Genomic DNA, 21,044 nt, shown 5'->3' on the forward strand with positions numbered 1-21,044 from the left:
AATAAAGTCAGTCAAGTTTGATGGAAATATCCCTTGATGACCATCAAAAATCCCCTAGACAATTTGGCGATTTTATTTTACAGTATTGCCATTTATTTAATTTGAGAATGCCATGAAACCCGTGATGATAGACACCACCGCCCGCCACGAAGCGATTGCCAAATCCATTTTTGAGACAGGATTGTCCCGTGATGAACTTTTGGGGGCGATAGATTTGGGGTCAAACAGTTTTCATTTGGCGATTGCTCGGCTTGACCATGGCGAGGTACGCCGTATCGCCAGTATCTCCGAAAAAGTCCAACTTGGGGCAGGACTTGATGAAAATAATATTCTGTCAGAGGAGGCGATGGAGCGTGGGATTGAGTGCTTGAAACGGTTTTTACCCCATGTTAGTGAGATTGCTCATGACCGTTTACGCATCGTGGCGACCAATGCCCTGCGTAAAGCGGTTAATGCAGGCGAGTTTATCCGCCGTGCCAACACTTTTTTGCCAAAACCCATTGAGGTGATTGCGGGGCGTGAAGAGGCTCGCCTGATTTATTTGGGTGTGTCGCATTCTAATGCCAGTACTGATAAACGCCTTGTTATTGATATTGGCGGGGGTAGTACAGAGTTTATCATTGGACAAGGTTTTGAGCCGATTGAGATGGAAAGCTTGCAAATGGGCTGTGTGTCATTCACACGCAAATTTTTTGCTGATGGGCGTATTAGTGAAAAAGCCTTTGACCAAGCCATGACCGCTACCGCCACCGAACTGCTATCTATCACCAAACGTTATAAAAAAGTGGGTTGGGATAATGTCATTGCTTCGTCTGGCACGGCTAAGGCGGTGCGATTGGTTTTGCAAGAGTTGGGTTGGGCGGGCGAACGCATCACGCTTGATGGCATGGCAAAACTCAAAAAACACTTGATTAAACTTGGCAATGTTGACAAAATTGAATTTGAAGGAGTTAAAGCACACCGTCAGGCTGTGTTTCCAGCAGGCTTTGCTGAACTTTATGCAATCATGCAGACCTTGGGCATTGAAGAGTTGTATTATTCTGATGGGGCATTGCGTGAAGGTGTGATGTATGACATATTGGGTAGGCTTGGCAACGAAGATGTGCGAGACCGCTCTGTATCAGCACTGGCACAGCGTTATTCGGTGGATATTAAGCAGGCAGGGCGTGTCATGGCGACAGTTGGGCGACTGTTTGATGCGGTGCGTGATGTGCTTGGTTTTGATGATGAAGACCGTGATTTGCTTCGTAGGGCATCCAACCTACACGAGATTGGGCTTGCGGTGGGGCATAGCAACTATCAGCGTCATAGTGCGTATTTGCTTGAATTTTCGGACATTGCAGGTTTTGCTCAGACAGGGCAGGCGAGCATGGCTCAGATTGCCCTAAATCATAGACGTAAATTAAAACCTGAAAATTTAGAAATCACCGAAAACTTGGGCGGTCGCAAACTTGTCTATCTGTGTCTGATTTTACGCCTTGCCGTTACCGCCAATCAATCACGCACCATAAAATCCGCTCCCATTTACCTATCAATCATGGGAAAAAATAAAGACCATTGGCAAATCACTTTGGGCGATGGTTTGCACAAAGAATTGATTGTTAGCCAGCTTAATGAAGATGTTGCTCAATTTGCCAAATGGGGGGTTAAACTGTCGGTGGTGGGGTAAATCCATAACCGCATATCAGAGCAATGACGACATACCAAGCCGTAAAGCATTCCCTTGTCATTTATTATCATACGTGAAAATGCAAGCAGGAAGTAACTTGCAGAGTAATATGACAAATTTGTGCAAGATGCTTGGCAAATTTGCGGTGTGTTGATGATTGTACCGATAGCATGGTTGAGTGTTTGTTGGGTGCTAGGGGTGCAACATCAGATGAGTTAATGACGATTGGGTGTTTTTGACCCATTATGACAGTGGTAGTGTTTGCAACATGGGGGCGACTTATTATTTTGAACATCAACATGAAAAATATGTTTCCAAAAGCCCTAAGGTTGCATTTGGATAATTGGCAACATGGTAAAAATGCTCCAACAAGACCCCACCGCCACCCATTTTCCTTTTGCCAAGAAAAATTACATCAATGGGCGAGCGTGGGACGAACCCTAAAAATTTCCCAAACCCCAAAAAATATGCTAAACTATCTAAGTTTACATTTGTATAGATTATAAGGAAAATTTATGACCCAAACCATTAACCAAGTCTGGGAGCGAGTCAAACTGGCTCGCCATGCTGACCGCCCACTTTTTTTAGATTATGTCAATACGCTGTTTAGTGAATTTGATGAGTTGCACGGCGACCGTGCTTTTGGTGATGACCGTGCGATTTTGGGCGGTCTTGCTCGTTTTGATGGTAAGCCTGTCATGGTTATCGGTCAGCACCGTGGGCGTAACACTCGTGAGCGGATTACTCATAATTTTGGCATGGCAAGTCCAGAGGGGTATCGTAAGGTCATCAGACTTGTGCAGATGGCGGAGCGATTTGGCTTGCCTGTTTTGACCTTTATTGACACACCGGGTGCATATCCGGGTGTGGGTGCAGAGGAACGTGGGCAGGCGGAAGCCATTGCCAAATCCATTGCGGTATTTAGCAGTCTAAACACCCCAATCATCGCCACCGTCATCGGTGAGGGTGGTTCTGGTGGGGCACTCGCAATCGGTGTGGCGGACAAGGTCAATATGCTCCAAAATAGCATTTATTCGGTCATCTCCCCCGAAGGCTGTGCATCTATCCTATGGAAAACGGCGGATAAAGCTCCCGAAGCTTCCGAAGCACTCAAACTGTCAGCTGACAACCTACATCAGCTAGGTTTGATTGACGAGGTGGTGGACGAAGGCTCTGGTGGTCATGTTGAGTCTCATGTGGTTATGGCAAATTTAAAAGCGTTATTAACCAGTCAACTAGATGAGCTTGAAACTTTGGGTAAAAATGATTTACTAAGCGGTCGCTATGATAGGTTGATGAAATTTAATTCAACAATCTCTCTATGAATCATGCCTTTGTGATGATAAAGATAAACTCGTTGTTTGTTGTAAAATGTACATAATTGACATATTGGCATAAAAATTACTTGACAAATGCGGGGTTTATCTTTTATCATTGACAAAAGTAGGCAATCGTCTGCTTTTTCTTTTTCTTATCCCCTTTTTTCACATCATTTCCACTTGCACATTTGTGTATATGGTCAGCCTTTTTATGAATTTAACCGAATTAAAACGCAAGTCCGTAGGTGAGTTACTTGCCATCGCCCAAGTCATGGGGCTTGAAAATATGGCTCGTAGCCGTAAACAAGACATTATTTTTGCTATTTTAAAAACCCACGCCCACAACGGCGAGCCTATTTATGGTGATGGGGTGTTGGAGATTTTGCCCGATGGATTTGGATTTTTGCGGTCATCAGAGGGATCTTATTTGGCAGGACCTGACGACATTTATGTGTCGCCCAGCCAAATTCGCCGTTTCAACCTCCAAACAGGCGACTCTATCGCAGGGCAAATTCGTCCGCCCAAAGATTCTGAGCGTTATTTTGCTTTATTAAAGGTCAGCGAAATCAATTTTGATACGCCAGACCGCTCACGCCATAAGTTGATTTTTGAGAATTTAACACCGCTTTTTCCTACCCAGCAGTTACGCCTAGAAGTTGGCAATGGTACGACCGAAGATTTGACGGGGCGTGTGATTGATTTGATTGCTCCGATTGGTAAGGGTCAGCGTTCCATCATCGTTGCCCCACCCAAAGCGGGTAAGACTGTACTTTTACAAAACATCGCCCAAGCGATTGCCAAAAATCACCCAGAGTGCTATCTGATTGTACTGCTCATTGACGAACGCCCAGAAGAGGTTACCGAAATGCAACGCACTGTGCGTGGTGAGGTGGTTGCCTCTACTTTTGATGAGCCGCCCACTCGTCATATCCAAGTTGCCGAAATGGTGATTGAAAAAGCCAAGCGTCTTGTTGAACATAAACAAGATGTGGTAATTTTGCTTGATAGTATCACACGCCTTGCTCGTGCTTATAATACCGTAATCCCTTCAAGTGGCAAGGTTTTGACAGGTGGTGTTGATGCCAACGCTTTAGAACGCCCAAAACGTTTTTTTGGGGCGGCTCGTAACGTGGAAGAAGGCGGAAGCTTGACGATTATCAGCACTGCCTTGACCGATACAGGCTCTAAGATGGACGGTGTGATTTTTGAAGAATTTAAAGGCACTGGCAACCAAGAAGTTACCCTAGAACGTGAACTTGCCGAAAGACGAGTATTCCCCGCCATTAACATCAAAAAATCCAGTACTCGCCGTGAAGAGCGTCTTATAGACGAAGAAATGCTCCGTAAGGTGTGGGTGCTTCGCAAGCTTTTGCAACCTATGGACGATTATCAAGCAACAGAGTTTTTGCTTGAACGTCTCAAAGAAGCCAAAACTAATGATGAATTTTTTAGTAACATGACCAAAAAATCACAAAACACCTAAAAGTGCAGGTTTTTTATTTGTTTTTTTGATGAGTTTATGTTATTATTGAGATAATGGGCATTGTGTTTTTAACATTTTGTTACATTTTTAATGTAAGGTTTTACCAAAAATCACTTGTATGTAAAAAACACATTCCTGTATAATCCGCACCACAGTTTAGTATGTTGCTAATCTTGGTTTTTAAAATCAAATTATAACAAATAAAACTGTTACCTATTTTATTTATGGAGCTATCCAATGAAAGCTAATTTAGTCCTTTCTTCTCTACTTGCTGCATCACTAGTTTTGACTGCATGTTCTAAGCCTGCTGAGCAAGCACCTGCTGAGCCAAAACCTGAAACTGCTACCCAACCTGCTGAGCAAGTACCTGCTGAAAACACTGCCCAACCTGCAGCCGAAGGTGAAGCTGCCGCTCAACCTGCTGGCGAAGCTACTGCCCAACCTGCAGCCGAAGGTGAAGCTGCCGCTCAACCTGCTGGCGAAGCCAATGCAGAAGCTCAAGCTGCTGCTGACGCACCTGTAGCCGAAGCTACCGCAGAAGCTCCAAAAGCTGAAGGCAAATAATCGCTTAGTGCAAATTATGCAAATAAAAGAGCCTACAATGGCTCTTTTATTTTTTGTGTGCTAGGGCGTGATGTCTAAATTGTGATATATACTAAACGAACCTAAAAACTGGTACAAAAACCGTTCACCCCAAGCTAAGCCTTTGGGTGAGGCGGTTTTTTTTTGTTATGGTTTGATAAACTTGCCACGAACGAAAACCATAACAATTTTGAAGTTGGGTTGGTATATATGATGGTTTGATAAACTTGCCACAAACAAAAAACTTTTGCTGGACTTTAAATTTATCATAAATGCAAAACAATATCCTAATTTGTAGAGGTGATTGTCATTTGAGCTTAAAATGGTATTAAATTTTGGTGGGGCGAAGTTGGGCTTTTTAGTTAAAATTAAAAAAGCACCCAAAATTTGGGTGCTTTTCATAATATGGTGGCGTGGGGCAGGATCGAACTGCCGACACACGGATTTTCAATCCGTTGCTCTCCCGACTGAGCTACCGCGCCAGTTAGTTTCATTAACTAAGTGGTGCGTATTATAGCGTATTTTTCAAACTTTGCAAGTGCTTTTGGTTAAAAATTTATAAATTTTTTAAAAAATGGGCATAATTTTTGGTTTTGCCATAAATTTTACCCAAAAATTGGGTGTTTTGGGGTATGATAGTCTCTCTATTTGGGTAATTTGGGCAAAATCATGTTTGATAAAAATAATTTAAAAAACGTACAAGAGCTGGTTATTTCACAGCTTGATGCTGACTTTATGATGATGTTTGATGGTGTTGATTTGCCAAGCCCTCTGGATGAGGCGAGTCGTTATGCGGCATCCAACGGTGGCAAGAGGGTGCGACCGCTTTTGGTGTTGGCGACATTTTTGGCAGTCGGTCAAACTAAAATGGGGTCTATGGTACGCCGTGCGATGTTGGCGGTTGAGTGTATTCATAGTTATTCACTTGTTCATGATGATTTGCCATGTATGGACGATGATGAGCTAAGACGTGGCAAACTAACCTGCCATGTGGTCTATGGTGAGGCGGTTGCCATGCTTGTGGGTGATGTGTTGCAGTCGTTGGCTTTTGAGGTATTGGGCGGTAACTTTGGGCTGGGTGATGTTGATGATGGCGTGTGTGTTCGTTTGTTGAAAATATTATCACCCAATGCTCGGCGTATGGTGGCAGGTCAGCAGGCAGATTTGAATGGTGAAAAAAAATCACTCACCCAAAGTGAGCTTGAAAACATTCATAAAGACAAAACAGGTGCATTAATCACAGCCAGCGTGCTTATGGGGGCGGTGTGTGGTGGTGCTTCTGATGAGCTGATGGTGAAACTTGAAAAATACGCACAGTTGATTGGGTTGGCCTATCAAGTACAAGACGATGTGCTAGATGTCGTGGCGGATACAAAAACGCTTGGCAAACCTGCTGGCAGTGATGACAAACTGGATAAATCCACCTACGTCAAACTTTTGGGTGTGGATACAGCCCATGCTTATGCTGATGAGCTGTTTGAACAGGCAAGAGGGTATGTGGTGGATTTGGGTGAAAATAATCTACTGTTACAAATGGTGGATTGGCTACAAAAAAGGGGATATTGACAGGTTTGTCATGATTGGTCTAAAAGTTTGACCATAGCCTTTGGCACACCCAAGCCGTCCATGCCCGTTTGCCAAACAAAATCCACATTCATCGCTTGTAGGGCATGATTTATGGTGTGATATGACTGTTCGTTCACTTCATATTGTACCAGTGATAGATGCCAATGAAAGTGAGTGAGGGTGTGTTTTATGGTTTTTTTAATATGTAAATGTTGGTTTGGTAATAACTCAAAAATCTGACATTCAGCAAGACTACTTTGGTGGGTGGGTGGTAGTTTGTCATGTAGGTTTTGGGCGGTGGATAAATCTTTGGGTGGGGTTATTTTATCATTGCCAACAGTCAATATAGGTAAGCAATACAAACCCTCCCAGATGGTGGTGTGGGTATTTTTGCGTTTTAGCCACAATAGCTTATCATTAAAACAAAAAGCAAAAACGAGCGAAAGGCGATGGGGTTTTTCGCTTTTTTTATTTTTGACGGGGTAGGCAGTAGGGTTGCCGTGAATATATGCGGTACAGTCGGCAGATAACGGGCAAGTGGCGCAGGTGGGGCGTGTGCGTGTGCAGACAGTTGCCCCCAAATCCATCATCGCTTGGGCAAATTTGCCACTATCAAGTGTGGGAGTGAGTGTGTCGGCAAGTTCCCATAGTTGTCGGTCAGTTGCACTTTTGGTGATGTCGCCATCAATGCCTGCCCAGCGTGTCAGCACTCGCTTGACATTGCCATCGCAAATCACTCCACGCTCACGCACACCCATAGCCACAATCGCCCCTGCGGTACTGCGTCCTACGCCATGCACTTTTTGCCATTCATCAACTGTTTGGGGGAAATGCCCATGTACGTTGAGATAATGAGCAACCTGTTTGGCTCCTTTGTGTAGGTTTTTGGCACGAGCATAATAACCAAGCCCTGCCCACAATGTCGCTACTTCGTCCCATTCTGCATTTGCCAAATCCTGTACGGTAGGAAATCGGTCAATAAACCGTTTAAAATAACCAATAACCGTAGCAACTTGGGTTTGTTGGAGCATGATTTCAGATAACCAAACGGCATAAATATCGGCGACTGTTTGGTGATGGTATTGCCAAGGCAAATCATGGCGACCGTGCATAACAAACCAATCTAAGAGACGTGGGGCGAAAGTTGTGGTGTTCATTTCATCGTGTCTATATTTTGTCAAAAAATCATTATGGGGTTAAATGCCAAAATTTCATGAGTATTATCATCACATTTTTTCAATTGCGGATTTTTAAAATACTGACACCAGTATAAAAATGTGTTATAGTTGTTTTCCAATTTTTGTCAAGTTTTTGGTTAAGTTGTATTAGGATAATTGTATTATGAGTGTTCATTTCCCACAAAACTCAAATGAGCATAACCCTTATTCGGCACCGACTGCGGATATGTCATATGATGATGAGTATTTTGAGTATGATACCACACCTTTTTATAAAGCCAGTGGTCGTATCGGACGAGTTCGCTTTTTTGCCTATACCATGATGTTGGTGCTGTGTGCGATGGTTGCGATGTTCGTATTGGGGATATTGAGTGCGATTTTAATCCCCATGTTGGGCGAGAGTGTTGCTACTGTTTTGGGTATTCCTGTGATAGTGGTGTTGTGGGCAAGCATGGTGTATATTAACTTCGCTCCTAGCATTCGCAGACTCAACGATTTGAACAAAACAGGTTGGATATCACTGTTGTATCTTGTGCCGATTGTTGGTATTTTGCTGTGGATTTATCTGTCTTTTGCTCGTGGTGATGAAGGAGTGAACGACTACGGAGCGCCTGCTGAGCCACCTAGTACACTGATGACTATACTGGCATTGGTGTTGCCACTTGCATTTGTGGCGGGGCTTGGGATTATAGCAGCGATTGCCTTGCCAGCGTACCAAAGTTATGTTGAGAGAGCCCAAGAAGCCCAAATCCAACAAATGATTGAAGAGGCTCAAAAAGTCCAATGATAGATAACACTGCCAACCAAGACACACCAGAGGGTGTAACGCTCTCGCTCACGCCAGCAGGGGTAGTGCCCCGAGCGGGAGCGTGGCTCATTGATATGCTGATACGAGGGGCGGTATTTACGTTGGCAAACATGGTGTTGGTGTTTTTGGGAGCATCAGGGTGGGCGATTTTGCTGATTTTGTACTTTGTGTTGGATTGGTTTTATATGGTGTTGTTTGAGGTATATCGTGGTGGTCAGACGATTGGCAAAAAAAAGTTTAACCTAAGAGTATGTACCGATGATGGCATGAATGTCGGTTGGCAGGCTTCTATGATTCGTAATGTCTTGCGTTTTGCTGATTTGCCATTTTTCTTTTTGACTGCACTCATTGCCATATTATTTAACAGTAAAAGTAAAAGACTTGGCGATATGGTGGCAGGCACGATGGTAGTCTATGGACATGACAAAATCGGTGAAATGAACATCAAAGATGTCAGCCCAAAAACCCCCAAAATTCCGCTTTATTTTGACGAGCAACAGGCGATTTTGGCATTTGCTGAACGGATTGATGAGTTGCCCCAAGCCAGAAAAGAAGAACTTTCCATGATTTTATCGCCTCTGACAGGGCAAACAAGCCCCACCCAATGCACCAATGACATCATGGCTTATGCCAATGCCATTATTGGTAAAGACAAATAGGTGATACATGGCAAAACATCATATCAAGGATTTTGTGGCGGTCAAACAAAGTACCTTTGTGGGGCGTTATGGCTTAGTATGGCAACGTTTTGATGAGCTGTGCCAAGAGATGGGCGTGTCTTTGACTCCCATTCATCAAAGCCAAAAAAACCACCCCAAAACAGGCAAAATCAAAAAGCCCAAAAAAATGGATAATTATCCGCTTGTTCAGCTCTACCGTGAGATTTGTGGGCATTATGCCCTTGCCAAACAACGCCATTATAGTCCCATGCTCGTCCAAGCTCTACATGAGCGAGTGATGGCAGGGCATGAGCTAATTTATGGAGCAAAACCGTCCAATCGTAGTGGACTGCTCAATTTTGTATTTTTTACTTTTCCAAATAGAGTTCGCCAATACCAAACGCTTTTTTGGGTGTCGTTTGGGATTTTTTATTTGCCACTACTTATCATGGGTGTGGCGTGCTATGTCAATGATGAGTTGATTTATAGCATAATGGACAACAGTCAAGTTGCCATGATGGAGTCCATGTACGACCCCGCCAACAACCACATCGGACGAGATGCTGACAGGGCAAGTGATACCGATTTGATGATGTTTGGGCATTACATCAAAAATAACATCAGTATTGATTTGGGCATGTATGGTTTGGGGATTTTTGCAGGGATTGGGACGATTTTGTGGGGGCTTTATAACAGTGTGGTTATCGGTGCGGTGGCAGGGCATCTGACAGGTATGGGGTTTGGCGAGACTTTTTGGCAGTTTGTGGTCGGACATGGTTCATTTGAGCTTATGGGTGTGGTGATTGCTATCATGGCAGGGTTGCGACTTGGTTTGGGGGTGGTTGCTCCTGCCCCCTACACTCGCAAAGATGCTCTAAAAGTTGCTGGCATAGAGAGTGTTCAGCTACTTATGGGGGCGGTCATCATGACGTTTTTGGCGGCGTTCGTTGAGGCGTTTTGGTCGTCATCATCTGCCATACCGCCTGTGGTCAAATATGTGGTGGCGTTTGGACTGTGGACGCTAATTGCGATTTATCTCATCAAGGCAGGACGCACGCATGAATTTAGATAAACTCACCGTTAATATCAAACCGCTTACCGCTTATCAAGCGATGGATTTGGGTATGGCGGTGGCTCGCACATATTATGGGGATTTGTGGCGGTTGTGGTGGCGTGCTTGTGTGAGCTTTGGGGGAGTGTGCGTCTTACCGTTGCTTGTTTTTACCATAAATGGGTTGTCCGACAAAACATTTATAGACACGGCGTTTGGGGTTGTTTATGGGGGTGCTTATGCCTATTTTGTATCAATCAAATTGCCAAAATTTTTTAGAAAAGGGATATTTTGGCATACATTGATTTCTATCGTTAGTATGCTGATATTTGCCATACTTGATGTGGACGATCAAGCTAAGATGTTGCTAGTGATGGGTTTGATTTTTATCAGTAAGCCTTTGTTTGAACGTCCGCTTTTGTTATACCTTAGCCAAAAATTATTTGATAAAGACTACCAAATTAACGATTTGTCTGATGAATTTAAAGGCTTGGGTTTTGGGTATTTGCGTGGGCGTATCAGCCTACAACGCATGATGAGTATGCCCGTGTATCTACTAGAAAACCAATCAGGAAAATTCCTAAAATCTCGCCTAAAAACCCTCACTCGCAACCAGTCAGGGGCGATACATTTGCATGGGTTGTTTTTTATGGTGGCCGAAGTTGTGTTGGCGGTGTGTGGTATGATTTTGCTTGATACTGTCATCAGCGTGCGTGTGGAAGACGGGTTGCCAATGACAGTGTTTATGGTGATGGTGGTGTGGGCATATCTTTTTGCGGTGGCATTGCTTGCTCCTTTTTATGTGGCGAGTGGATTTGTGATGTATCTGTGCAAACGCAGTCTTTTGGAGGGTTGGGACATTGAGCTGGTGTTTCGTAAACTGGCTTACCGCTACCAATCACAAGCCAAGAAGCGGAGTGAGTTGCATGAATGATGTTAAAAAAGTGTTGCTTGTTAGCATCTGTCTATGCTTGGGGCAAGGTTTAATTCAGTCAAGTTTTGCCAATAGCAGTAACTTTACCACGTCTGCCCCTGTTTCTGACCAAGTTAAGCCAGCTGATATGGATACTGGCAAGCAAAATCATACACAAAAAGCAACGCAAAACGTCCACATCATGTTAAGCGACATCATCACCGATGAGTCATACAGTCGCACCATTCATCAGACAAAGTGGGTGTATAACGACCCCCCCAAGCCAGTGTCTGATGAGCATGCAGATATAGATTTGAATTGGTTAGCAAAGCTTATTCAGAGTGTATTTACACTAAGTAAGCATGTGGGCGTGTTTGGTAAGACGATTGCGATTTTATTTTTGGTGTTGTTGGCGTGGTGGCTATATCGCACAAGGGATTATTGGCTGTCATGGGTGGAAAAACTTGCCCCAATCATGAAAAAACGCACGCCCCAAATTGACCATGTTCCTCACATTGCCCAAGACGTATGGGCGGAGCTACCACCAACTGATGAGTTGGTGGCGTATGTGCAAAAATTGTTGCAAAAAAGCGAATATTTACTTGCCTTGTCAGTACTGTATCGAGGGACGCTTAGAGAGCTGAATGCTCATCACGCCCTCGCCATTGATAAACACCAAACCGAAGATGAATGTGCATGGTTACTTGCCAAAAGCCCTGCCAGTCCCCAAGAGTCTGCTTATTTTGCTAAATTGGTGGCGTTGTGGCGGATATGTGCTTATGGGCAAAAATTTGCCCCCCAACTGGCAGATGGCAACGGTCATCAAGTCTTTGAGCTTGCCCAATCTTGGTCGGCATTGTACGGACAACGGGGGTAATGATGATAAAAGAAAGTGTCAAGGTGGATAAATGGTTTATCATCATCGTGGCGGTCGGGGCGGTGTTGGCAGGGCTATATGCATGGTGGTTTTTTGCCAATCATCACAAGGTGGATTATGGCGTACAATATATCCCCAAAAGCGAAGTTCGTCAAAACCGCTATTACACCGCCCAACAGCTCATTCAAAAAGCAGGGGGCGACACTTATGCCTTTCAAAGCAAAGGTGAACTGACTAGGCTAGATACGGTATTTGGTGATTTGACATCATCGTCTGGCAACGTAGTGATGATTTATAAACTCACCGAAGAGCGTGAGTCCAAACTGGATGAGATGATGGCATGGGTATCATCGGGCGGTCATTTGGTGGTATTTAGCGAAACGGTACTGCCCTATGATGCTGACAAAGACGATGAAAGCTATTACACCAAAACCCAAAATCCACTCCTAAACCACATCGGCATCAAATATATCAAACATAACAAACAAGCCCAAGACGGCTTTGATAATGCCAACATGAAAATGGAAAAAATGGTTACACCCCTACGCATGGGCGATGAGCTTGTGATGGTGAATGGGGTGGATTATTATAGTAAACTTGGGCATTTTGTGGCGGATGATTTTTTTGGTAAATATCAAGCCACACTCATCAATCACGACTGGCGACAAAAAAGCGAGCAGGGCTACGATGTGTCATTGGCTGGCACGACTTTGACCGCTGAAAACCATGCCATACTAAAAGCTGACCTAAACCAAAAAAATGCTTGGGAAAACGGCAAGCCGATACTTTTTGACCCTGATAATGCCATTTTTGATGCTCAAGTGGGTCAGGGGCGATTGACGGTACTGTCAAGCAACAAGATATTTTTAAACCCTGATGTGGTACAAGTTCATCAACAAAAAACCTCAGTATCCACAGCTGTCACCCCAAACAGTGATTGGAGCTTGCTCATTGGCACAGATTCTGCCCAAATGCATGGCTATGGAGGAGGTATTTTGCTCAAAGAGCATGGCGAACTGCTCCTACGGCTCGTGGCTGACCGTACGGTGTATTTTGTGCCTGATGTGCGAAGTGATGGCTTTTTTGAGCTGTTGGGGCGGTATCTATCTTATGCGATGGTGGGGTTATTTTTGACGATTGGGGCGACTTTGCTTGCCTTGCCTAGACAATTTGGGGCGGTGCAAACTTACCAAACCGATACAGGGCGTAACATCATCAACTTTTTTGCTCAAGTGGGGCGGTATTTGTGGGCAACAGATGCAGGTGAGGGACTACTCACCCAGAACCGCCAAATGCTCCTAAGGCTCATCTGTGCCAAAGAACACATCAGTAACAAAGATGATTTGGTGGCGATATTAAGCCAAAAAACAGGGTTATCAGCAGGGCTTATCCATGATGCTTTGTACGCAGATTGGCAAAGTGAGCAGGAATTTTTACGCATTAGTCAAAGCTTTAAAGTATTGGCAACGCATTTTGCACAATGATTTGGTTTTTGTGCATGGCGAGTGTATCAAACCACAAAAGCAACAACCGCTCTTTGACATTTGGGGCGAACGGTTTTCTTTAAACACACCATGAATTAATAATGCTCCATATTTTTAGGAAAAAACATCATGACAAACATTAGTGAACATATCCCCCTTGCCAAACAAGAGATTGATGCACTCATTGGCGAAATCCAAAAAGCCGTCATTGGGCAAACAGACGTGATTAACAAACTTATCATTTGTCTTTTGGCAGGTGGTCATGTATTGCTAGAAGGCGTGCCGGGTTTGGGCAAAACTTTATTGGTCAAAGCACTCTCATCAGCAGTCAGTGGTGAATTTGGGCGGATTCAGTTTACCCCCGATTTGATGCCGTCAGACGTTACGGGACATACGTTGTATGACATGCAAACAGGGCAATGGAAAACCCGTAAAGGGGCGGTGTTTTGTCATCTGCTCCTAGCGGACGAGATTAATAGAGCACCTGCCAAAACCCAATCAGCACTCCTAGAAGCCATGCAAGAGGGGCAAGTTACCATTGAAGGGCAAACGCACGCTCTGCCCAAGCCTTTTATCTGTGTGGCGACGCAAAACCCTATTGAACAAGAGGGTACTTACCCTCTTCCAGAAGCACAGCTTGATAGATTTTTAATGAATGTATTCATGAATTATCCAACCGCCCATGAAGAAAAACGATTGTTATCCGAGCTTATCACAGGACGAGTGGGCGATACGCTTGATTTATCCAAAGTGTCTGCGGTACTGTCGCCCCAGCGACTGCTCCAATTACAAAAAATCGTCTCCTTTGTGGGTGTTGATGAGCGAGTGGTGCAATATGCCCTTGACATTGTGAGATTGAGTCGTGATTTTGCAGGGATTGACATGGGAGCAGGCGTGCGTGCAGGCATGGCTTTGCTCCGCTGTGCCAAAGCCTGTGCGGTGATGAATGGGCGAGCCTATGCCGTGCCTGATGATGTGCGTTATGTGGCGGTGGACGTGCTTCGTCATCGCATTCGGCTTAGTGCAGATTTTATGATTGATGGGCTGGCGATAGAGCAAGTCATCGAACAGCTTTTAAGTCACGTTTCTGCCCCACGAGTATGAGCATGGCTTGGGCAGACTTTATGGTACGAACACACCCAAAAACAGCAATGATTCTGTTTGGGTGGACGTTTGTCATGATGATGTTGCAGTTGTCATCACACCTTGACGGCTGGGCGGTGCTTGGCATGGCAGTATGGGCGTGGCTTTTGGTGGGTGTGGTATTTTTGGGTGTGTTGATGTATGAATACATACGGCTTTTTTTAGCCTATCGTGCTGTACATGATGTGGTGATTACACGTACACTTCTTAATAATTTGCCCGTTAATGAACGCTCGGTGGTATCCTTGTCTTTTTATGGGGCAGACGTGGCGGATTTTATGGCAAATTTTCGTTGTGAGGTGGTGGATTTTGTGCCATCAAACACCAAAATTGACAGTTTGCCCATGACTTTTTTACTTGGTGAATTATCCAAAGAACAAGGTGAGCTTGTGGTGAGCTATGATGTGTATGCCCATGAGCGTGGTTTTGGGTTATTTGGTGGGGTGGATTGGCGATTGACTACTCCGCTTGGATTGCTTATCAAATACCACCACACACCCATGACAGACATAGAAGGGATTAAAGACGTGCGAGTGCTTGCCAATTTTAGGGCGGTGCTACAAGGTCATTTGACCGCCATAAGTCGCCATAGTGCCATCATGGGCATTATCAAAAAAAGACGTAAAGGACAAGGGCAGGATTTTCACCAAATCCGAGCTTATGCGGACGGCGATAGTATCCGTCAGATAGATTGGAAGGCAACTTCACGCCACCAACGGTTGATGACCAAAGAATATCAAGACGAAGCTGACCAAGAAATTTTATTTTTGCTTGACTGTGGACAGCATATGCGTCATGTGCAGTTTGATGATGATACCACACTCACTCATGATAAGGGCGACAATGCCAGTCATTTGGACATGGCACTTAATGCCATGCTTCTACTTGCCCAAGTTGCCAACGAACAAGGCGATTCAACGGGTTTTGTCAGTTTTGGAGCGGTATCTGACAAAATCGCCTTACCAAAAAAAGGAGGGGGTGTCATCAGTTATTTGCTCAATCAAAGTTTTGATTTGACCGCCTCTACCAATGCCCCAGATTATATGGCAGTAGCCAAAACCGCACTTGCCACCCAAAAACGCCGCAGCCTCATCATTTTTATCACCAACATTCGCACCCAAAGCAACGATGAAATCGTGGGGGCGATTCAGCTTTTGAGCCAAAAACATCGGGTGATTGTGGCAAATTTGGCAGAGCAAGACTTGATGACCAAACTGGGCGATGACTTTGATAATGTGGACGATGCTTTGACCTATCATGGCGTATTTTCGCATGTTTATACCCAAAAACAGCATAATGCCGAATTGTCTGCCAAAACAAGAGCTATGGTGGTGGGTTGCACACCCCAAGAGTTGCCCCATAGGCTCATTGATGCTTATTGGGCGGTGAAAAAATGGGGCGTGGCGTGATTTTGTTTTGGCTGATGTTTGTGAGTTGCAATGACAAAAATACGTATTTGTATTGGTGTGTTAGAAATCAGTGGCAAACGAAACGCCTTAGAAAATGTGCTGATTACCGATGATGAATATACCCACTTTCATCGTCTTAATGAGGCAGGTTTTGAACGCAGTTTGACTTGGTTTAAATTTTTAAATTTTATGTCAATGGTGGCGTTTAAATAAAAGAGCTAAAATGATACGAATTGCACTATTTGCCGACATTCACGGTAAATTTTTATTGCCCTTTAAATTGGTACATCACTACCAACAAATAACAGGCAAAACCATTGACCATATTATCCAATGTGGCGATATGGGGGCATTTCCAAACAAAAATACAATGGATAAAGCTACTTTAAGGCACGCCAAAAATGACCCTGATGAACTTGGTTTTTTAAGACAGTTTTGTCAAAATCATAAAGAGATTGAGCAATTTTTAAATCATTTAAATGTTAAAATGTTGTGTGTGCGTGGCAATCACGAAGACCATTTATTTTTGGATAATTTGGAAAAACAAGCCGAATTAAACAATCAAACCCATTTTTCTATTGATTGTTATCAAAAAGTATGGGTAATGCGAACGGGCGTTCCTATTATTTTAAATAATGGCAATGACCAACTTTCATTGGTTGGCATTGGTAGAATTGGCGATAAAAAAGGGCGAAAAGACAGTCAGTTTATTCAAGATTATGAATATCACACCTTAAAAGAATTATTTAAAAGCAAACAAGATTTTGATATTTTAATCACACACGACAAACCCAGCGAAAGTATTCGTGGCTATGGCTCATCTGAAATAAGAGAAACTTTAAATAACATTGCTTTTTCCTATCATTTTTATGGGCATACAGGCGAACCATTTGGGATTGAAATGGCGGACAATGGCGTTACTCAATCGGTTAAAATCAAAGAGTTAGAATTTAATCAAGAGGGTAAATTATCAGAAGGTTGTATGATTATTCTAGAAAAGTCTGGTGATAAGATTGTCATTGAAAAAGTGCCATTAAAAGACATTATTGGTTTTATGAAAAATACTTGGCATTATATGTAAAATATTAATGATTTATATTAAGAGAATATATGGAAAATTTAAATAAAGAGCATTTAGAAAATAGCAGTCTTGGCATTCAAAGTCGCCAAAGCATTTTTGCCAAAGTGATATTTGCCAGTCGCTGGCTACAATTACCCATTTATTTGGGACTTATTATTGTTCAAGGCATTTATGCTTATAAATTTTTAAAGTCGCTTTGGCATTTGATGGTAAATTTAGGGCAAATGGGCGAAACACAGATTATGCTGGCAGTGCTTGGCTTAATTGATGTGGTGATGATTGCCAATTTGCTTGTGATGGTGGTGGTGGGTGGTTATGAAACTTTTGTTTCTCGTTTAAATATTGATCATCACCCCGACCAACCAGAATGGCTAAATCATGTTAATGCATCTGTATTAAAAGTCAAACTGTCAATGGCGATTATTAGTATTTCTAGTATTCATTTATTACAAACTTTTATCAATGCTGATAATATAAGTGAAACGACAATGAAATGGCAATTGCTACTACATTTGGGATTTTTGGCATCTACCATTGCCATTGCTTATACCGATAAATTATTGCATAATGTTTCTAGTCATTAAATATCAATTAAAAGGAGTGACTTATGATAACTTTTACCGCAGAAAATGTTTCTCCAAGCTTATTGGAAGTCTTTCAACGCTTAGCCATAGAAAGTGGCACACCTTTTTTGGTTAAGCAAACCATTGAAAATCAAAAGTTGGTTATAAAAAATGATAAACCAAATAACTTAGAAGAAGCATTATTGGCATTATCAAGTTTGGATTTGGATTTGGAAGATGATTTTTTTGATATGCCAGAACAACCAATGCGTGAAATTGATTGGAGTGAATGAATGTATTTGTATGATAATAATTATATTAGTGAATTGGTAAAAAGAGATAAAAATCCCAATGTAGTGGCATTTTTTAATTATGTGCAAGCCAATCAATTGAAAGGTTATTTAAGTATCATTACAATTGGCGAAATAGAATTTGGTATTGAAAAATTAAATAATAGAAATGATTTTTTGCAGGCACAAAGATTGAGAAATTGGTATAATAATAACCTGCCTTTAATTGCTGAACGCAGTTTGGTATTTGACGAGCAGTGTGCCAAAGTCTGGGGCAATCTAATGGCAAAAAATCCCCACAATCCCATTGATAAACAGCTTTGTGCTACTGCCATTGTATTTGATTTGGTGTTGGTAACTCGCAATGTCAAACATATTGAGGATACTGGTGTAAAGTATATCAACCCCTTTGAATTTCAACCCTTATCATAAAAAATAAAAGACAATGAACAGTATTTTTCAAGCCGAACAAGCATTATATTTAGAGTTTTTGACATTAAGTCAAAAATATCCTATTGTAAATGACTGGTTAAAACAATTGCCAGAATGGATAGCCCATATCAAAAACAAAGAACGATACGCCAATGCCACTTATTTTGAATCGGCAGTGGATAAATTGCCATTATTTAATGTCAATGGCATTGATTTAACACAAAACAACATTAGTGCCCATATTGATTTTGATATAAATAAATTAAAAAAGAGTGAAGCCTTATTAAAAACCTTAATGCCGTGGCGAAAGGGTGGGTTTTATTTTGGTAATGACACTCATCATATTCATATTGACACCGAATGGCGAAGTGATTTTAAATGGAATCGGGTACTGCCTTATATTAGCCCTTTAAAAGATAAACGAGTGCTTGATGTTGGCGGTGGTTCGGGTTATCACGGTTTTAGAATGCTTGGCGAGGGTGCCAAAACGGTTATTGTCATTGACCCTTCTTGCTTATTTTATTATCAGTTTATGGCAATTAAAAAACTGCTTGGCGGTCATAATCCAAATCCTATTTTAAATCATATTCATTTTATGCCTGTCGGGCTTGAACAATTACCAAAAAGTGAATTATTTCACAGTGTGTTTTGTATGGGGGTTCTTTATCATCGCAAATCGCCTTTTGAATGTTTGGAACAATTAAAAAATCAATTGGTAAAGGGGGGCGAGCTGATATTGGAAACTTTGATTGTGGACGGTGATGAAACCACTGTGCTTGTGCCAAAAGAGCGATATGCAATGATGAATAATGTCTATTGTTTGCCTTCTGTGCCTGCTTTGACCTTGTGGCTACAAAAGGTGGGTTTTAAAGAGATTAAGTGCGTTGATGTCAATATCACAACGAGCGATGAACAAAGGGCAACGGCGTGGATGGACTATCATTCTTTGGCGGACTTTTTGAACCCCAATGACAACAGCAAAACCATCGAAGGTTATCCACGCCCAAAACGAGCGGTGATGATTGCTAAAAGATGAGTTTAATTTTGGATATTGGGTGAATGATGATTTTAAAGGTGGGTTGTTTAAATAAACCATTTGCCAAGCACCCATTCAATGACGAGTTTGGCAAGAAAGCCAAAAAATCCCATGCCCAATGCCACAAAAATCCAAAACGTACCTGCACGACCTGCATTGGATTTTTTGGCGATGTCCCACATGATAAAAAATAAAAAACCGATGAATAGGGGGAGCAAGCCATACAGACCCAATTTGAGTACGACTTCTTCGGAAATGGCGATGAGCATGACAATTTTCCTAATGATTCTGATGGGGATATTGTACCACAAAAGCCAGATTGAAAAAATTGTTAAAATTATGAGTGAATTTTACCAAAAATGCCCAAAAAATTGTTACAATAGAAATTTTGAGTTGATGATTTGATAAGGGGTTATGATGTCCAAACGCTACAAACAACCGATACACCGTGATACCGAAGCTCGCACACGTTCTGGGCTACTTAGTTTGTTTTGGATGTTTGTGGGGGCGGTGATTGCGGTGATGGTGGGGGTATTTTTATATATGTCGCCGTTGTTTGATGGATTTAGAAAAGAAGTGGAGGTCAATCCACCCGCCGAAATTGCACCTGTACCACAAACGCCTCAAAAAAATGAATATGAATTTTATGAAATTTTACCCAAGCGAGAATTTAAGGGAGGCGGTGCTGGACTTGGTGAACAAAAACCAACAGAGACCAAAACTGTGCCACCACCTGCCGACATTCCCCAAGAAGATGGCGATATTGAGATTGTGGAAGAAAATGCTACCTATGACGACCCAGCCGAGCCTGCCCAAGCCACGCCCACCAAACGCTATGTGGTCAAAGTAAGAGATATTGAAGATGTTGGTGATGTGGATAAATTGGTGACGGATTTGATGATGCTTGGGGTGATGGATGTCAAAGTGGTACATTACCAAACCGATGATGGCGAAAGCGTACAAATCGTCTCTGCCCCGATGAGTAAAGAGTCGGCATATGATGTACGCCAAACCCTACACCAAAATGGCATCAACGCCATCGTGGTAGAAGATAAAAAGTAATAAAAGGTAAAAGGCGATGTGATGTCGCCTTTTGTATGTCAATTTATAGGGCATTTTCGCCTGTCTCACCTGTGCGAATACGAATCACTTGTTCAAGCGTGGTTACAAAAATCTTGCCGTCTCCGATTTTGCCTGTGTTGGCGGTATTGATAATCACGTCAATTACTTGCTCCACGTCATTGTCTGAACAGGCAATTTCTAGTTTGATTTTTGGTAAAAAATCCACCACGTATTCTGCCCCACGATACATCTCGGTGTGTCCTTTTTGGCGACCAAACCCTTTGACTTCGGTCATGGTAATGCCATTGATACCAATGTCGGACAATGCCTCACGCACGTCATCTAATTTGAAGGGTTTGATGATGGCTGTAACAAGTTTCATAAAAATCCTTATGATGGTTGGCTAGGATTATTATAGGATAATTTTAGCAAAAATCCA

Annotated in this window: 22 protein-coding genes, 1 tRNA gene and 1 pseudogene; 20 read left to right on the forward strand and 4 right to left on the reverse strand. The window is 42.7% G+C overall.

The window, feature by feature from the left end:
* Positions 1 to 124 precede the first annotated feature (124 nt).
* The 4 genes from ppx (at position 125) to MOB01S_RS02105 (ending at position 5,035) form a co-directional block, all read left to right on the forward strand.
* Entirely contained in the window at positions 125 to 1,669 is a 1,545-nt protein-coding gene (gene ppx / locus MOB01S_RS02085; protein WP_439646413.1) for an exopolyphosphatase, read from the forward strand.
* 515 nt (positions 1,670 to 2,184) lie between these two features.
* A complete protein-coding gene (locus MOB01S_RS02095; RefSeq protein ID WP_439646411.1) occupies positions 2,185 to 2,994 on the forward strand; it encodes an acetyl-CoA carboxylase carboxyltransferase subunit alpha in 810 nt (269 codons plus the stop codon).
* A 205-nt stretch (positions 2,995 to 3,199) separates the two neighbouring features.
* Positions 3,200 to 4,471 carry a transcription termination factor Rho gene (gene rho / locus MOB01S_RS02100; protein WP_066800869.1) on the forward strand — a complete coding sequence of 424 codons (1,272 nt, stop codon included), beginning with the start codon at positions 3,200 to 3,202 and terminating at the stop codon, positions 4,469 to 4,471.
* Positions 4,472 to 4,708: 237 nt separating this feature from the next.
* Positions 4,709 to 5,035 (forward strand): hypothetical protein, encoded by a 327-nt coding sequence (locus MOB01S_RS02105; protein WP_066800871.1) that lies wholly within the window; start codon positions 4,709 to 4,711, stop codon positions 5,033 to 5,035.
* Between the two features lie 424 nt (positions 5,036 to 5,459).
* Here the strand turns inward: MOB01S_RS02105 and MOB01S_RS02115 are convergent.
* A tRNA-Phe gene (locus MOB01S_RS02115) sits at positions 5,460 to 5,535 on the reverse strand.
* Positions 5,536 to 5,722: 187 nt separating this feature from the next.
* Here MOB01S_RS02115 and MOB01S_RS02120 point away from each other — a divergent pair.
* Entirely contained in the window at positions 5,723 to 6,619 is an 897-nt protein-coding gene (locus MOB01S_RS02120) for a polyprenyl synthetase family protein (RefSeq protein WP_066800875.1), read from the forward strand.
* Positions 6,620 to 6,627: 8 nt separating this feature from the next.
* Here MOB01S_RS02120 and mutY read toward each other — a convergent pair whose 3' ends face one another.
* Positions 6,628 to 7,776, reverse strand: coding sequence for an A/G-specific adenine glycosylase (mutY, locus tag MOB01S_RS02125; protein WP_066800877.1), 1,149 nt, complete (start codon positions 7,774 to 7,776; stop codon positions 6,628 to 6,630).
* A 184-nt stretch (positions 7,777 to 7,960) separates the two neighbouring features.
* Between mutY and MOB01S_RS02130 the strand changes: the two genes are divergently transcribed.
* From MOB01S_RS02130 to cmoB, 14 genes and pseudogenes are all read left to right on the forward strand, one after another.
* Positions 7,961 to 8,584 (forward strand): DUF805 domain-containing protein, encoded by a 624-nt coding sequence (locus MOB01S_RS02130; RefSeq protein WP_066800879.1) that lies wholly within the window; start codon positions 7,961 to 7,963, stop codon positions 8,582 to 8,584.
* The gene (locus MOB01S_RS02135; protein WP_066800881.1) at positions 8,581 to 9,264 is read left to right on the forward strand and encodes an RDD family protein; all 684 of its coding nucleotides are present in this window, start codon (positions 8,581 to 8,583) and stop codon (positions 9,262 to 9,264) included. The genes MOB01S_RS02130 and MOB01S_RS02135 overlap by 4 nt, the downstream gene beginning before the upstream one ends.
* Positions 9,265 to 9,271: 7 nt before the next feature.
* Positions 9,272 to 10,336 carry a stage II sporulation protein M gene (locus tag MOB01S_RS02140; protein WP_066800883.1) on the forward strand — a complete coding sequence of 355 codons (1,065 nt, stop codon included), beginning with the start codon at positions 9,272 to 9,274 and terminating at the stop codon, positions 10,334 to 10,336.
* Entirely contained in the window at positions 10,323 to 11,249 is a 927-nt protein-coding gene (locus tag MOB01S_RS02145) for a hypothetical protein (protein WP_066800890.1), read from the forward strand. The genes MOB01S_RS02140 and MOB01S_RS02145 overlap by 14 nt, the downstream gene beginning before the upstream one ends.
* Positions 11,242 to 12,105 carry a DUF4129 domain-containing protein gene (locus MOB01S_RS02150; RefSeq protein ID WP_066800892.1) on the forward strand — a complete coding sequence of 288 codons (864 nt, stop codon included), beginning with the start codon at positions 11,242 to 11,244 and terminating at the stop codon, positions 12,103 to 12,105. The genes MOB01S_RS02145 and MOB01S_RS02150 overlap by 8 nt, the downstream gene beginning before the upstream one ends.
* Positions 12,105 to 13,589, forward strand: coding sequence for a hypothetical protein (locus tag MOB01S_RS02155; protein ID WP_218016062.1), 1,485 nt, complete (start codon positions 12,105 to 12,107; stop codon positions 13,587 to 13,589). Before MOB01S_RS02150 ends, MOB01S_RS02155 begins: the two co-directional genes overlap by 1 nt.
* A 129-nt stretch (positions 13,590 to 13,718) precedes the next feature.
* Positions 13,719 to 14,693, forward strand: coding sequence for an AAA family ATPase (locus MOB01S_RS02160; RefSeq protein WP_066800896.1), 975 nt, complete (start codon positions 13,719 to 13,721; stop codon positions 14,691 to 14,693).
* Between the two features lie 2 nt (positions 14,694 to 14,695).
* Entirely contained in the window at positions 14,696 to 16,141 is a 1,446-nt protein-coding gene (locus MOB01S_RS02165) for a DUF58 domain-containing protein (protein ID WP_066800899.1), read from the forward strand.
* A gap of 60 nt (positions 16,142 to 16,201) precedes the next feature.
* Positions 16,202 to 16,354, forward strand: a pseudogene (locus MOB01S_RS02170) (carboxy-S-adenosyl-L-methionine synthase CmoA); the annotation flags it as partial.
* 10 nt (positions 16,355 to 16,364) lie between these two features.
* The gene (locus MOB01S_RS02175; RefSeq protein ID WP_066800906.1) at positions 16,365 to 17,222 is read left to right on the forward strand and encodes a metallophosphoesterase family protein; all 858 of its coding nucleotides are present in this window, start codon (positions 16,365 to 16,367) and stop codon (positions 17,220 to 17,222) included.
* Between the two features lie 29 nt (positions 17,223 to 17,251).
* The gene (locus tag MOB01S_RS02180; RefSeq protein WP_066800909.1) at positions 17,252 to 17,806 is read left to right on the forward strand and encodes a TIGR00645 family protein; all 555 of its coding nucleotides are present in this window, start codon (positions 17,252 to 17,254) and stop codon (positions 17,804 to 17,806) included.
* 23 nt (positions 17,807 to 17,829) lie between these two features.
* Positions 17,830 to 18,078 (forward strand): hypothetical protein, encoded by a 249-nt coding sequence (locus tag MOB01S_RS02185; protein ID WP_066800912.1) that lies wholly within the window; start codon positions 17,830 to 17,832, stop codon positions 18,076 to 18,078.
* Positions 18,079 to 18,507 carry a type II toxin-antitoxin system VapC family toxin gene (locus tag MOB01S_RS02190; RefSeq protein ID WP_066800915.1) on the forward strand — a complete coding sequence of 143 codons (429 nt, stop codon included), beginning with the start codon at positions 18,079 to 18,081 and terminating at the stop codon, positions 18,505 to 18,507.
* Positions 18,508 to 18,520: 13 nt separating this feature from the next.
* Positions 18,521 to 19,543: a tRNA 5-methoxyuridine(34)/uridine 5-oxyacetic acid(34) synthase CmoB gene (gene cmoB, locus MOB01S_RS02195; protein WP_066800918.1), complete on the forward strand. Its 1,023-nt coding sequence runs from the start codon at positions 18,521 to 18,523 to the stop codon at positions 19,541 to 19,543.
* 47 nt (positions 19,544 to 19,590) lie between these two features.
* Here the strand turns inward: cmoB and MOB01S_RS02200 are convergent, their stop codons facing one another.
* Positions 19,591 to 19,812 carry a DUF2788 domain-containing protein gene (locus tag MOB01S_RS02200; protein ID WP_066800921.1) on the reverse strand — a complete coding sequence of 74 codons (222 nt, stop codon included), beginning with the start codon at positions 19,810 to 19,812 and terminating at the stop codon, positions 19,591 to 19,593.
* A 148-nt stretch (positions 19,813 to 19,960) separates the two neighbouring features.
* On the opposite strand from MOB01S_RS02200, the gene MOB01S_RS02205 reads away from it, so the two are divergent.
* On the forward strand, positions 19,961 to 20,605 hold the full coding sequence (locus MOB01S_RS02205) for a hypothetical protein (protein WP_066800923.1): 645 nt from the start codon (positions 19,961 to 19,963) through the stop codon (positions 20,603 to 20,605).
* A gap of 43 nt (positions 20,606 to 20,648) precedes the next feature.
* On the opposite strand, the gene glnK is transcribed toward MOB01S_RS02205, so the two are convergent.
* Positions 20,649 to 20,987: a P-II family nitrogen regulator gene (glnK, locus tag MOB01S_RS02210; protein WP_066800925.1), complete on the reverse strand. Its 339-nt coding sequence runs from the start codon at positions 20,985 to 20,987 to the stop codon at positions 20,649 to 20,651.
* Between the last annotated feature and the right edge of the window lie 57 nt (positions 20,988 to 21,044).

It is taken from the genome of Moraxella oblonga NBRC 102422, assembly GCF_001598275.1.
In the GTDB taxonomy this organism is placed as follows: domain Bacteria; phylum Pseudomonadota; class Gammaproteobacteria; order Pseudomonadales; family Moraxellaceae; genus Moraxella; species Moraxella oblonga.